Origin of the sequence: Amphritea opalescens (assembly GCF_003957515.1) — a bacterium.
GTDB classification, from domain to species: domain Bacteria; phylum Pseudomonadota; class Gammaproteobacteria; order Pseudomonadales; family Balneatricaceae; genus Amphritea; species Amphritea opalescens.
This window is the reverse complement of sequence record NZ_RQXW01000001.1, coordinates 65186-79423: the sequence shown is the minus strand read 5'-3', so window position 1 is coordinate 79423 and position 14238 is coordinate 65186. Positions and strand designations below refer to the sequence as shown.

Genomic DNA, 14238 nt, shown 5'->3' with positions numbered 1-14238 from the left:
TAGTACATTAGGACTATAGCTAACCACAAAAGTGCCGCCGATAACCATCTTCACCGGGCAATCCATCACATCTGCGCGATTTAATGTCATCTACCTGTTATCTATCAGTCATCTAAGCGTCATATATCGCGTCTACTCTTGTGGCCATAAATGGCTTCACTCACTTTATATCGACAGTTTTTAGGAACATTGAGCATGAACAAAGATCTTCTGCAGGCCGATTCAGCGTTGCATAGCGAACAAGACTCCGATTTCAGTAAAATAGTTGATGCGAGCATCAGCCGACGCCGATTCATGCAAGGTGGCGCCTCCGCCATGGGTTTATTTTTGGCGACCAATCCGCTTGCAAAAGCGGTGGCGGCCACTCAGCCTGACAGCAAACTATTAGGGTTTAGCAAAATACCGACCAGTACGGCGGATACCTTTGTGGTACCTAAAGGCTATATTGCGAAACCCCTCATCTCTTGGGGAGACCCTATTATTAAAGGCACGCCAGCCTTTGACGAAAACGGTCGCCAACCGGCTTCAGCTCAGGCCGGTCAGTTTGGTGATAATACCGATGGCATGAGCTTCTTCCCATTATCAGAAGACCGTGCACTGCTAGCGGTGAACAACGAATACACCAACTACAAGCTACTGTTTGATCATCAAGGTAAGGCAATGACCGCTGATGATGTGAAAAAGTCGCAAGCCGCTCACGGGGTATCCGTCTTTGAAATCAAACGCACCGCCGGTGGTTGGGAGTATATTAACGACTCGAAATATAACCGCCGTATTACCGCCAATACTGAAATGCGGTTAACCGGCCCCGCTGCCGGCGATGATCTTCTCAAAACCAGTGCTGATCATAGCGGCACCAAGGTGCTCGGTACGTTTAATAACTGTGCCAATGGCGAAACCCCTTGGGGCACATACCTCACCTGCGAAGAAAACTTTAATGGCTACTTTGCTAAGCCCGGTGGTGGACAAGACAAGCACCTGACACGCTATGGTATCGGTGACGATAGCAAATATCAGTGGTATAAATCGGATGCTCGCTTTGATGTAAACCAAGAGCCAAACGAACCCAACCGTCACGGTTGGGTTGTCGAAATTGATCCTATGGGCCCCTCTTCAACACCACTAAAACGTACCGCGCTGGGTCGTTTCAAGCATGAAAATGCCGCGGTGACCATTGCGACTAGCGGCCATGTTGTCGTCTATTTAGGTGATGATGAGCGGGGTGAACACCTTTATAAGTTTATCTCTAAGCACAAATATAACCCTTCTGATAAAGCCGCCAACCGCATCCTGTTAGAAGAGGGAACACTTTACGTATCCCGCTTCAACGCCGTCGATGGCGAAGCCAAAGGGACCGGTGAATGGCTTGAACTCACTCAGGGTAAAAACGGCCTGACCCCTGAAAATGGTTTCAACAGTCAGGCTGAAGTCATGATCTTTGCCCGTGAAGCGGCAACCATTGTGGGGGCAACGACAATGGACCGTCCTGAATGGGTCGCCGTACACCCTAAAACAAAAACCGTTTGCTGCACCCTGACCAATAACAAACACCGTGGTAAAAAAGAGGGACAACCGGTGGGTGGGCCTAACCCTCGGGCCGAAAACCATTATGGGCAGATTGTTCGCTGGAACGAAGCCCACGGTGACAACAGTGCTATGAGCTTCAAGTGGGATCTGTTTGTGGTAGCTGGTAACCCAACGGTACATAAGGATTTCTACGCGGGCTCTGCCAATATTAACGATGAGAATATGTTTAACAGCCCTGACGGCTTAGGTTTTGATAACGATGGCCGTCTGTGGATTATGACCGATGGTTCATATTCCAATAAAGGTGATTTTGCCGGTATGGGTAATAACCAGGTATTGGTTGCCGATCCCGATACCGGTGAGATCCGCCGCTTCGCAACAGGCCCGATCTCTTGTGAACTAACCGGGCTGACCTTTAGCCCAGATCAACGCTCAATTTTCATCGGCGTACAACATCCCGGCGAAAAAGTGGCATCTCACTTCCCCGCGGGTGGCAACAGCAAACCCCGCTCAACCATTATGGTTGTTCAGCGTGAAGATGGTGGCATCATCGGTGCATAGTCTCACGTGAACCTTGGTTTAACCTTGTTTAGAACGACTAAAAAGAACCAACGAGTCTAAACAGTTGTTTAAATCTCGCGCAACCCCACACAAAGCCTCCCTTGCGAGGCTTTTTTAATGCTTACCTCTCAGCCCAATCACTGTCAGACATGGGTAAGCTCTGCTAATATAAGGTTATATTTGTGTTATACGAACATCTCACCATAACGCATTGATCTGAATATTTTTAGGCTAACATTCGCTAGGGTACTTATTCAGGTCGTGCCGAATAAGGCTATTTATTCTAATGCTAGCGCGCCTTCTTCTTTTTATTATCTTAATCACTGCCGATATGCTGACCATCTACGGCATGCAAGCGCTCGACATCGCCATCAGTTTTTTCTGGCTGGAGACCTTCCTTAACGCCACGATTATGGCACTAGCCACCATTTTAGCAGTGCGCGTTCTCATCCATTTCCAGCAGCTTAAACCGAGTGTGGGCCTCAATGCAGAGTCACTGTTGCTCCGTTCAGGCTTAATTGCCTTTGCCGTTGAGACGGTATTGTCGCTATCGCTGCCACTGCTAAAGTTATCCTCAGCCGGATTCCCAACAGGCATCACCTGCGGCCTGCTCTTTGCTCTGCTAACCACCGTGCTAATCCACTATCTACTCCTGCAAACCAGCGAGATAACCGAAGTTAATCACCGCTCCCTCATCGAAAAAGTGTTGGCCTTGCGCGGCGTGTTGTTACTCGCCTATCTCTTTTCGCTTAGCCTTTTTCTACTGTTATTACTGAACATTTATCAGCAGCAACATCTCACTAATATTAAGCAATCGATCACTCAAGAACAGCAACAGTTAACCTTGATAAGAAACGGCCTCAACGATCATATCGACAAAGCCGCATTAGATACACGTATGCTTGCACTACAGGATAATCTTCAACATCTACTCATTGGCGATGACCCTGATGCAGCCACCCGCCTAGCCCATGACTACCTGAGCTTGGCGACCATCAAACCTTCTTATGAACAGATTCGTTTTATCGATGAGAAAGGGATTGAAAGAATCAGAGTGGATCAGGGCAGGCTAGGGCCGGTGGTCACTCAGCCAAATCGCATGCAAGACAAGCATCAACGCTACTACTTTACCGATGCATTTAAACTATCCCCGGGGCAGGTTTACATCTCACGCATGGACCTTAATATCGAGAATGGCCGTATTGAACTGCCCTTCAAGCCCATTGTCCGTCTCGCCACTCCGGTGTTTGATCAACAAGGCGAAAAACGCGGCATTGTCATTATCAACCTCAATAGCAGCGCCCTATTCTCTCAGTTAAAGCATGAAGCTAAGAATATTACCGGTGAGCTCATGTTACTCAATGACGAGGGATACTGGCTCTTTGGTCGTGAGCGAGATGCCGCTTGGGCCTTTATGTTTCCTCGTTATAAAGACCGTACCATTGATAAATACTACCCCGGCATCTGGCCAACCATCAAAACAGATCAACAGGGATATATCACCTCACCGGCTGGTTATTTTATATTTGAGACTATCTCAATCAGTCATAACGATATCCTAGATACCGTTCAGACCCGTTCACCTAGCGAACCCCATCGGCACGAGTGGAAACTGATCTCTCTGGCCAGCGATGCAGACTTTTCCGCCGCATATCGCAATATGCTCCCGCCGCTGATCATGTTTTTTATCCTCACATCCATCATTACCGGTGTTGGCACCCTGCTCTATTTCAGAATTCAGCGAAAACACCTCACCGCGCAACAAAAAATAGAGCAGCTAGCACATTTCGATCAATTAACAGGCCTGTATAACCGCAACCTCTTTATCGAACTGTTAGAACTACAGTTAGCCCAATCGAGACGTAAAAAAGAACCGCTCGCGGTCATCTATATGGATCTCGACCACTTCAAGCCCATTAATGATCAATACGGCCATCAAGCCGGTGATTTTGTTTTAAAAGAAGCCGCAACGCGGATGCGGGAAGTACTCCGTGATACCGATAGCATCGCCCGCTTGGGTGGGGATGAGTTTGCCGCGATACTGCCCTCCCATGGCACTCGGCGACAGCTATCCATTATCGCTCAGCGGGTCATTGCCTCGATGCAGCAGCCCATTAACTATAATGGTCAGGTAATCAATATTAGCCTCAGTATCGGCATTGCGATTCACTTTAAAGGCCAACCTCTCGAAGCACTGCTGCATGAAGCAGATCTGGCCATGTATGAGGCAAAGCGGAGTAAGGATGTGCATTTCAAATATGCCGATGAACTCTCGACAGCCTCGGTTTAAACCATGTAAAACGGCTCAATAGAAATCGATCAGCACACTGCTTAGTAAAGCAATGCGTTGGAAGCATTGACTATTACCATCCACCGTTATTCCCAATAGCTATCAAAAAAAACTACTTATAACCAAAACAACTTTCATATAGTAAATCAATATTAGATCCGCTACGGCTAACAGGTATAATCCCGCCTTAAAATAGCAGGGTTACCTATGAGGTCTCCCTTCTGTCCATTTATCAGCCTAGATTTCACAAGAATACTAGGTTTTTTTATTGCTGCTTCTGCTTACTAACAGAAGATAATCAGAAACCTGAAGTACTCTGCCAAAGAACAACTCAGGCGACTGTGCCGCAACGCGTTTCTCTATCTTGGAGCCCGACATGAGAGCCAACCCGCTCGCGCTATTACCTCTGCTACTCTTTCTCGCCCTGTTTATTGGCAGCGGCGTTTACTATCAGTCCGTGAATGTTGATTACGCCTTCTATCAAATATCCGCCCCTGTCGCGATTCTACCCGCCGTGGTGCTTGCGCTACTCTTAGGCAGTGGCGCCCTACATGCGCGCCTAGACACCTTTATCAAGGGTGTGGGTGACAGTAATATCATAACCATGTGTTTGATCTACCTGCTCGCTGGCGCCTTTGCCAGTGTCGCCAAAGCCGTTGGCGGGGTTGATGCAACCGTTAACTTCGGCCTGAGCTTTATCCCAGCACAGTTTGTGCTGCCCGGCCTGTTTGTTATTACCGCCTTTATCGCCACCGCGATGGGCACCTCAATGGGTACTATTGCTGCGATGGCTCCGATTGCCGTCGGCCTAACAGAGGTCAGCGACCTATCACTGCCTCTATGTATCGGTGCCGTCGTCGGCGGTGCCATGTTTGGTGACAACCTATCGATCATCTCCGATACCACCATTGCCGCCACCCGTTCTCAGGGGTGTAACATGCGCGATAAGTTTCGTATGAACTTTAAAATCGCCCTGCCCGCAGCCCTGATCACCCTCGTTTGGCTATACCTACAGGGCACCGATGCCGAGATTACCCAAGACACCGATTACCAACTGCTGAAAGTCTTACCCTATCTGGTGGTACTCACCATGGCGCTGACCGGTTTTAATGTATTTCTCGTGCTATTTAGCGGTATTCTTCTGGCAGGCGCCATCGGCTTGTCTGGTCTGGAGAGTTATTCCATCGCCCAGTACTCTAAGGATATCTATGCGGGTTATACCGGCATGCAGGAGATCATGATTCTATCGATGCTGATCGGTGGCTTAGGCGCGCTAATGAAAGCCCAAGGAGGGCTGGAGTTTCTCGCCCGTCAGATTGAACGACTGACCTCTAAAGCGAATAGTGCAGCTAACCCAAGGGCGGGCGAAGCTGCGATCAGTGCCGCGGTCGCACTCACCAACGTGTGTACCGCCAATAACACGGTGTCTATTATTATCTGTGGTGGCTTAGCGAGAGATATTGCCGAACGTCAGCATGTTGATCCCCGCCGGAGTGCTTGCTTACTGGATATATTCTCCTGCATGGTGCAGGGTTTACTACCCTATGGCGCGCAGGTGTTATTAGCAGGATCAATAGCAGGGCTATCTCCCCTCGTTATCATTGGTAACATCCAATACACCTGGCTGTTAGGTGTGATCGCACTAGGCACCATTATCTTCGGTAAATATGCCGCTAAACCACGTCCACAGCTAGCGGAATAGACACACTCTGCATATACACGTAAGTGCGTCTGAAAGATGTCCTATCCATCGTTTAACAACTAGATTTAAGCAGAAAAAAGGGATCGCATTATTAATGCGATCCCTTTTTTACATCTATATCACGCTACGATCAACGGCTTAGCCATGCCTAAACCCCCCCCATAAACACAGCATTTTTTCTTGATTAAGCGACCTGTTCTCTCTTCTTCCAAGTGATTTCAGCACCTGGAGCGGGATTGATCGGCACCATCCGTGCCAACACCAAGGAAACGGCTCCCATCGCCGCACCGGTCAAAAAAACGGCCGCTGGGGAGATAATCCATAACACCCCATAGGCCGCTGGCAGAATAACCGCCGCGATATGATTAATCGTAAAGGACACACCCGCGGTGGATGCTAAATCCTTAGGGTCTGCTATTTTTTGCAGGTACGTTTTCTGTGCGATTGCCATCGAAAACAGCAGGTGATCCGCGATATACAAGCCGACGGCGATCCAAGGATCTGATACCAAGGCATAGGCGGTGAAAACAACAATCAAGCCGAGATACTCGACCGTCAGGGTTTTTCGCTCTCCCCAATAACCGATCAGTTTGCCAATTTTGGGTGCAAAAATCATATTCAAAACGCCATTGACGAGAAACATGATAGATATTTCGCCAGCAGAAAAGCCAAACTTTTCAACCATCAAGAAGCTAGCAAACACCATGAATATTTGCCGCCGCGCACCGCCCATAAACACCAATGCGTAGTACAACCAGTAACGTTTGCGCAGCAGTAATTGCTTATGCTGTTCGACCTTACTGGGCATCTGCGGAAAGAAGCACCAGCAAAATAATGTGATCGCCACGGTTGCACCACCACCCAATAGATAGACGGTCTTCATCGATAGACCTGCGACATCCAATGCCAGCCACACCAACCCAAAGGCCAACAAACTGGCAAAGGAGCCAATCGCCACCATCTGCCCTAAACGGTAAGGCGCTTCCTCCTTACTGAATAACTGTAGTGATAAGGACTGATTCATGGTTTCGTAATAGTGGAATCCCAATGACATCAGTACCGTCGTACAGTAAAGCCCTATCTCCGTTGGAAAAAAGCCGGTCATCGCAGTGCCCAAGCCGAGTAATAACATCGACACCAGCGCTAGAGTTTGTTCCCGTAACAGCACCAATAACAGCACGGCACCAAATGAGAGAAATCCTGGGATCTCCCGTAATGACTGTAAAATACCGATCTCAACCCCGGTAAAGGCGGCTTGTTCGATAGCAAAGTTATTCAGTAATGCCATCCACACGCCCATTGATAACGGCATTGCCGCGGCGAGTAAAAACAGAAACATTTCCGGACGACGGATAAAATTCAACACAGTGACTCCAGCGAATCGGGCACAACCATAGGCTACTACCCGACCCGATTACTCAATTAAGTTTAATGTTCTACTTTAAAAAACATCTTATCTGTCGTATACAATAAACCATGCCAACTTATAACGAAAAACAGACAAAACACCCTAAAATCCAGAATCACTGGCTTAGCCCTGATAGGAAACCCCGTAACCGGCTCGAACAGGTGCCCCGCCAATTAGTTATTCGCCAAGTAGACCATACGGCAGGCTTTTATACCCCCTTTCACAGTCATGGTTGGGGGCAGCTTTTATTTATCGCCGATGGTTTGATTCAAGTCTCGGCCAAAAACATTGGTTACTGGGTTGTACCGCCTCAACGAGCGGTCTGGATTCCCGCCTATATCGAGCATGACACCCGCACCATCCATCCAGTGCAGATGCGCAACGTCTATATCGCTCCGGCCGCCTCACAACATCTACCGAATCACTGTCAGGTAATCCATGTCACTCCACTGTTGCGCGAACTGATATTAGCTATGGTGAATTTCGATACCCTGTATGATGAAGTTGGCGCCGAGGGACGCTTAGTACAGGTGTTTCTTGATCAACTCAAGGCGACGCCGGAAGCCCCCTTGTACCTGCCACATCCAAAGAGCAAACCACTGATAGAGATAGCCCATCAGTTAAGGAATAACCCTGCGGATAGTCGCTCAATGGATGATTGGGGAGCCCAACTCGGCACCAGCGCCCGTTCGTTAGCGCGTCATTTTCGGCAAGAAACGGGGATGACCTTTGGTCAGTGGCGACAGCAAGCGAGATTATTAGCCGCACTCACCCGTATTGCACAGGGAGATGCCGTCGCCAATATTGCACAAGATCTCGGTTACAACAGCCAGAGCGCTTTTATCACCATGTTTAGAAAAGCATTAGGAAAAACGCCGGGACGTTATTTTGAACAAGAATAACGGTAATAGCGTCATGACTCACCCGTTATCGAGCCCGTGAGTCGTCTCAGATAGGGTGTTATCAAAGATAGGGGTTATCAAAAGGAAAAGCTGGTTAAGTACGCTTAATCACCGCGATGACTGCTTAGAGAGTCGCGGTTAAAATCAGCGTTATCGCTTTGATAGCCATCAGAGTGGTGACGATGAAGCACAAGATCAGCATGCAAAACTAACCAAAATGTTAATGCAATCACACAGATAACGAGGCCCGCGGGGGCTATCATGTTATATAACGCATCGTCGGAATAAAGGTCGATTGATTGGCTTGAAGCCCATAGACCCATTAAAATAATAGCTAATGATTTCATCTTACTTCCTTATAAGAATTAACAACGCGATAAATAGGTCGGATTACATTAAGCGCTAATCGTTCCTAACTTTTTATTCTGACAGCGATAGCATCTGCTGCTATGTGCGCCTTGCAACGATCCGCAACAAAAACAGCGATCGTCCAATAAACTTATCAACCTTGTCAGTGGCGACACTTCCAGAGCATCGGTTAAATTAAGAAAGAAGCAAGATCAGCAACTTCATTCTCACCCATTGAACATCGGTAAAATCATGGTTCAACAGCAGCCTTAGGTGTACATCCTCGGCTAACGTGTTTCAATAACGGGGTAATAATGACAAAAAAAACGACGGGTTACAAATAATTTTTACGTGTCACAATAGATCCTCTATTGCATTAACCGTCCAGCCCTATTGATTTAGGTGTGAGGCAATCGACAGAAAAACCGCTCGCCTTTGCCACTTAAATCCCCAAAAGTCGTTTTTATTCTTAGCCTTACAAACATCATCTTGCTAAAAAAATAACGGCTAACATCGCCTCTAACCCGTGATACGAGCGATCAACGCTGCCTGAGAATCCACCGAATGATAACCCTCTTCTAACAGCTTAAACTCTGTAAAAATAACCTCCAGCGCCCGATCATTGGTGAGTAACATCACGATCGAGTAGTCTTTGGTTTGTTCTATTTCATAGACCCCAGATTTAAACCAGCTCGTCGCCATTTCCATCTGTTCTAGATAGTCTTTGCGGGAAACCGAATGAAACTCCAGAGGAACCGCCTCGCTACCTTTAAACTGGACGGCGGTATAGGTTTTAGGCACCGACAGAAAATCCCGTTTAGTGGCATACACAACCGTCAGCAATGGCTCACCAAAGGGGCTATGACTAATAAAAGAGCAATCGGTACCCGGTTCGGTTTCCAGTGCTGGCAGTTCAGCAAAACGTTTTAAAATCATCTTATCGATATCCTGTAAACAATAAAGGCAACCTGATATGAGCCTAAGGGCATCACATCAACACCAATTCTTTGATCATCCGCTCATGGCCCGCTTGCTGTAAGCCCTGAAGTATTTTTAACGCAGCATAGGCATCATTAGCGGCGTAGAGTAACTGCGCATCACTTAGCGTCGGTAACGCCCAGTTCGAGGTGGAAACCCGTTTTGATTTAGTAAACTTTTGCCCAAACTGTACCGCGATCGCGGCTTTAACCCCGAGTTGACGACGATAGCCAAGCTGACGGTACACCGCGTCGAGATCCAGTATAGCGGTGATTTCAACACCAAACTTACGGCGGATATGACTTCGATCCGACTGCAAACCAAAGCCTACTTTGACCACCTTTTTGGCTTGTAATACCTGACAAATAACCGGATAGACAGCTTGATCATGTAACTGAAAAATGTAGCCTGTATCGGCGGTGCACAGCTGAATCACATGGGGGCCGGTTGACGCCTGTTCTTTACGAAACACCGGTTTAGATTCAGTATCGAAACCAACAAAGGGGCTACTTAGCAGGTCTTCCAACGCAGCAGCCAATGCTTCAGCGCCGACGGGCAGACAGATATGTTCCAGCGTCATCGCAGGAAAAGGTGGAAACTGAGCGATCTCCTCCCGCGTCGGTGGCAGCCGTTTCTCTTTCATCGCTGATCAGCTCTTTTTGCTACTTTTAGCCAACGCTTTGGCCCATACGGAATCGTGCTCTGCTGCTGCCTGATCAGCCGCCTTTGCCGCCGGTTTAGACCTTGGTTTCTCTGTCACCGGTTTTGAGGCGGATTTCACAGTCGCTGGCTTATCAACAACAAACTGAACATCTTTAGCAGCCCGTCGTTCTGCAGGTTTGCGCACCGGCTTATCGGCGGTAGCGGTTGCCGTCGCAGTCACACGCTGTGGCTTATCGGTGTTAACCGTTGGCTCTTTATCGCGCCACTGATGCTGCAAACCGGTTAAAAAGTTACGCAATACCTGATCTTTACATTCACGGTAGTTCTGGTGTCCCTGCTTACGGAACAGCGCACTCAATTCATGCTTACTCAGGCTAACGCCCGCTAGCTTTAACAGGTGAAGAATATCATCGGCGGTCAGGTTGAGCGCAATCTTCAATTTACGGAAGATAATATTGTTATTCAGCTGCCTTTCCGGCTCTGGCTGATCACCCTCCTTACGGCCACGTTTTTCGATGATAAGACCATTGAGAAAGGTTGCCATCTCTTGATCGGTGATGCGCACAAACTCAGCGTCTTCCTCTTTTTTCAGCCAGCCGCTCAGCTGTACCCGAGTCACCGCGAGGTTCGCATGACGAAAGATGCCAATCATTTTGGTATCAGTGAAATCAAAGGTGTAGCGCAGACGGCGCAAAATATCATTATTGGTCACAAACAAATCCGGACAGAAAAGAATAAGGCTGGCACTTTACCACAATTAGACGATCGTCATCTTGGATTCTTTAATGAATCACCATCGTAAGACTGTAAGCCTAAGGCCCAGTGCCCCCCCCTAATCCGTCATCTATGGGTTAACAAAAAAGTACGCTCGCCACCTATTAATATAACGGTGGCGAACCGTTCAATAACCGAGAGTTTTATCCACCGTCGGCGGGATCACACCCTCTAACAGAAAACGACTGATATTGTCGGCCACAATGCGGCTCGCCGTCGACACACTGGTCGGGGCTGAAATATGAGGTAGAACTGTGATATCGGGATGCTGCCAGAAAGCGTGGCTCGACGGCAACGGCTCCTCCGTAAAGACATCTAGGACCGCGTGGCTCACTTGCCCTTGCTCTAATGCCTGCAGCAGATCAGCATCCACAATGGTGGCTCCCCGGCCAAAATTGATCAACGAAGCGCCCTTCAACTGTCGGAAAAAAGCTTGATCCATCAAGCCTTCAGTCGCTGGCGTCAAGGGAAGTAAGTTGACGATAATATCCGCGTCTCCTATCACCTCAGTTAAAGCCTCATCACCAGAATAACAATCAACGTTGGCCAATTGTTTTTCTGAGCGACTCCAGCCCGACACCTTAAAACCATTATCCACTAACCTGAGGGCGCTCTTTTGTCCCAGTAACCCCAGCCCCAAAATAACGATATGCCGATCGCAGGCATCCGTATAGTCACGAGACTGCCACTGCCCGCTCGATTGCTGTTGACGGTATTGGGGCATCTCACGGTGCAGATATAGAGCCCAGGCCAGCACCGCTTCAGACATGGTCTGCGCTAAGTGTGGATCGGTTAATCGGACGATTCCAAACGGCATCTCTGCGAGGTTAGCCATCATCCCTTCAACCCCAGCCCAGACGGAATGCACCCATTTCAATTGACTCAATTGGGCCACATCAGACGGCTCAGGGTTAGCGACGACCGCCATCGTTACCCGAGCCTTATCCTCATCGCTCAGTTGCTCAAAGAGACGCACATCACACTGAGGTAGCAGCTCACTCAGCGTGGTACACCACTGTTGTGCCTCGCTACTGCTCGATTGATGTACGAAAGGGATTAGTGGTCGCATAGATCTATCCTTCATTATCTTGATTAAGCCTGTATGCCATCGTCTATAGGGATGGCCGATTTATTTCAGCTTGTTATAGGCAAACAGTAGAATAAACGCCCCAACGGTGGCCGTGACGATGCTGCCGAGACTCAAGCCATCAAGACTACCAAAACCGATTAGATTGCCCAGAAATCCTCCGACAAAAGCACCCGCTATACCCAGTAACGTGGTGATAACAAAACCACCGCCATCTTTACCCGGCATGATCCATTTTGCCAATATACCGGCGATCAATCCTAAAATAATCCAAGATAAAATACCCATGGTGACACCTCTTTTATGTTGTTATTAATCTTACCGTTGGTGAATGACCACTCAGTCACTCTTGAACTGCAATCTGATTTCGCCGAGCTTTTCATAGGTTAAGCTAACCTCCTCTGTCGGTGCGATATCGAGCACACCCGCATAGGAACTGGTAATCACCTGCTGCCCCGCTTTGATATCGACACCCTGCTGGCTGAGAAAATTAACCAACCAGAATAGTGGTGCCTGCGGCAGGCCACAAGGATGTTTACCGGCAATGCTTTGCGTGCCTTGTGAGGTGGTCAACTTAAACTCAATCGCGCTTGCCTTAAATGCTTGCTCTAAGGGGATCGCAGGCCCAATAAATAGCCCCTGATTAAACAAACAGTCCGCCAAATGCTCAATATAGCTAATCGATCCGGGATTCAGGTAACGGCTAAGAATCAACTCCAACGCTAAGTGCGCACCCGATAGGGCCGCCACGATCTCAGACTCAGTATAAGGCGCCTCGCGATGCGGTAGATCCTGGCCAAAACAAAACGCAATCTCCGGTTCGATCTTGCAGAGGCCCTTGTCCAACTGTATCGGGCAAGGTGAATCAGCATGGAGACTACGGCTAAAAATTGGCGCCACCACCGGCGCATCGGTCAATCCGTCCACGGCGATCGGCAGTGCACATTTCCAGCCACCAACAGCATCCCCTTGCTCTGCCATCAATTCAATCAAACACCGCTGGATAGCCAACGCGTCAGATACAGAATCAGGACGATATTGAGCCGCCAGTGGCCCAGTGATACGGCGGTTCAACCGTCGCGTGAGTAATGTCTGAGCGGCCGCTTGAGTGTCTGCCTGCTGCATAGGAGGTCCTAGAATCAGTTAAAGGTTTTGATACACCGATCAAAACGCTCACTGTACCTGAAAGCCGGACGATAGGAAGGGTTTCAAACCAAAAAAAGAGGGGATGATTTAAGCGCGGCTTAAATATGATAGGGGATAAAGAAAAACCAGCGGTATCGGAGGAGATACCAGCCGGTTTTTAGGTGATGGAACTGGTTATTTAATTAAACTATGTTGACCGCTGGGAGCGCCATTGAACTCACCCATCGCATCCAACAGTGCATCCCAAAGATAGCCGGCTGAAGCACTATCACTGAAAATCGAGAAAACGCTCTTACCCGCCATTTGATGATGACAGATAATCCCACTGACACGTGCCAGTGACGTCATGACTAAATCACCCGAGGCAAAGCTTTGTTCCCGCAGATCGACCGCGCAGACTTTCGCCATCACATCGGCCAGATGATCACCGGACATCACTAACCAAGCGTAGCTGTCATGACAGTACACCGGATAAATACCGGGGCTGGTGAGTTGCTGCTCGAGCGCCTGTAGATCAACGGTGGCACCGGGCACTGCAAGCAGCCAGTACTCGTTGTAACCCAAACGCAACACCATCAGACCTTCATCCGACAGGGTCAGTGTATTGGGTTTCTCAGGCTGCAGCAGCCCCGCCGCGACCAGCGCATCACCGGCCGCTGGGCCTCGCAAGCCAAACCGCGGTAGAACGGACAGATCGGTCAAGCCCATGTCTGGACCGCTCTGCCCTTGTAGGCTCTGTTCTTTATAACTTAGCACCTGTGCAGCACCGGCCACTTCGATAAACTCAGCCTGCTGATGTTTGCGATAGATAAAACTACGGCTATCAAACTGTTCAGGGGTTATTAGGCTCAT

The 14238-nt window shown here is 48.7% G+C and carries 13 protein-coding genes; 4 read left to right on the top strand and 9 right to left on the bottom strand.

The window, feature by feature from the left end; translation table 11 throughout:
- Nucleotides 1–195 precede the first annotated feature (195 nt).
- From EH243_RS00340 to EH243_RS00330, 3 genes are all read left to right on the top strand, one after another.
- Nucleotides 196–2088, top strand: a complete 1893-nt coding sequence (locus tag EH243_RS00340) for a PhoX family protein (RefSeq protein ID WP_126156647.1) — start codon at nucleotides 196–198, stop codon at nucleotides 2086–2088.
- 286 nt (nucleotides 2089–2374) lie between these two features.
- On the top strand, nucleotides 2375–4378 hold the full coding sequence (locus tag EH243_RS00335) for a sensor domain-containing diguanylate cyclase (RefSeq protein WP_126156646.1): 2004 nt from the start codon (nucleotides 2375–2377) through the stop codon (nucleotides 4376–4378).
- Between the two features lie 376 nt (nucleotides 4379–4754).
- Nucleotides 4755–6080: a Na+/H+ antiporter NhaC family protein gene (locus tag EH243_RS00330; protein WP_126156645.1), complete on the top strand. Its 1326-nt coding sequence runs from the start codon at nucleotides 4755–4757 to the stop codon at nucleotides 6078–6080.
- A 184-nt stretch (nucleotides 6081–6264) separates the two neighbouring features.
- Here the strand turns inward: EH243_RS00330 and EH243_RS00325 are convergent, their stop codons facing one another.
- Nucleotides 6265–7446 carry an MFS transporter gene (locus tag EH243_RS00325; protein ID WP_241234952.1) on the bottom strand — a complete coding sequence of 394 codons (1182 nt, stop codon included), beginning with the start codon at nucleotides 7444–7446 and terminating at the stop codon, nucleotides 6265–6267.
- A gap of 203 nt (nucleotides 7447–7649) precedes the next feature.
- Between EH243_RS00325 and EH243_RS00320 the strand changes: the two genes are divergently transcribed.
- Nucleotides 7650–8390 carry an AraC family transcriptional regulator gene (locus EH243_RS00320; RefSeq protein ID WP_241234951.1) on the top strand — a complete coding sequence of 247 codons (741 nt, stop codon included), beginning with the start codon at nucleotides 7650–7652 and terminating at the stop codon, nucleotides 8388–8390.
- Between the two features lie 104 nt (nucleotides 8391–8494).
- On the opposite strand, the gene EH243_RS00315 is transcribed toward EH243_RS00320, so the two are convergent.
- The 8 genes from EH243_RS00315 to EH243_RS00280 all read right to left on the bottom strand — a co-directional run bounded on the left by EH243_RS00315 (nucleotide 8495) and on the right by EH243_RS00280 (nucleotide 14238).
- The gene (locus EH243_RS00315) at nucleotides 8495–8737 is read right to left on the bottom strand and encodes a hypothetical protein (protein WP_126156643.1); all 243 of its coding nucleotides are present in this window, start codon (nucleotides 8735–8737) and stop codon (nucleotides 8495–8497) included.
- A gap of 520 nt (nucleotides 8738–9257) precedes the next feature.
- On the bottom strand, nucleotides 9258–9674 hold the full coding sequence (locus tag EH243_RS00310; RefSeq protein WP_126156642.1) for a hypothetical protein: 417 nt from the start codon (nucleotides 9672–9674) through the stop codon (nucleotides 9258–9260).
- 52 nt (nucleotides 9675–9726) lie between these two features.
- A complete protein-coding gene (locus tag EH243_RS00305) occupies nucleotides 9727–10359 on the bottom strand; it encodes a 3'-5' exonuclease (protein WP_126156641.1) in 633 nt (210 codons plus the stop codon).
- Nucleotides 10360–10365: 6 nt separating this feature from the next.
- Nucleotides 10366–11091, bottom strand: a complete 726-nt coding sequence (locus tag EH243_RS18800) for a YehS family protein (RefSeq protein WP_126156640.1) — start codon at nucleotides 11089–11091, stop codon at nucleotides 10366–10368.
- A 189-nt stretch (nucleotides 11092–11280) separates the two neighbouring features.
- The gene (locus tag EH243_RS00295; protein WP_126156639.1) at nucleotides 11281–12222 is read right to left on the bottom strand and encodes a 2-hydroxyacid dehydrogenase; all 942 of its coding nucleotides are present in this window, start codon (nucleotides 12220–12222) and stop codon (nucleotides 11281–11283) included.
- A gap of 60 nt (nucleotides 12223–12282) precedes the next feature.
- Nucleotides 12283–12528 (bottom strand): GlsB/YeaQ/YmgE family stress response membrane protein, encoded by a 246-nt coding sequence (locus EH243_RS00290; RefSeq protein WP_126156638.1) that lies wholly within the window; start codon nucleotides 12526–12528, stop codon nucleotides 12283–12285.
- Between the two features lie 51 nt (nucleotides 12529–12579).
- The gene (locus EH243_RS00285; protein WP_126156637.1) at nucleotides 12580–13365 is read right to left on the bottom strand and encodes a hydratase; all 786 of its coding nucleotides are present in this window, start codon (nucleotides 13363–13365) and stop codon (nucleotides 12580–12582) included.
- Between the two features lie 195 nt (nucleotides 13366–13560).
- Nucleotides 13561–14238, bottom strand: a complete 678-nt coding sequence (locus EH243_RS00280) for a sarcosine oxidase subunit gamma (protein ID WP_126156636.1) — start codon at nucleotides 14236–14238, stop codon at nucleotides 13561–13563.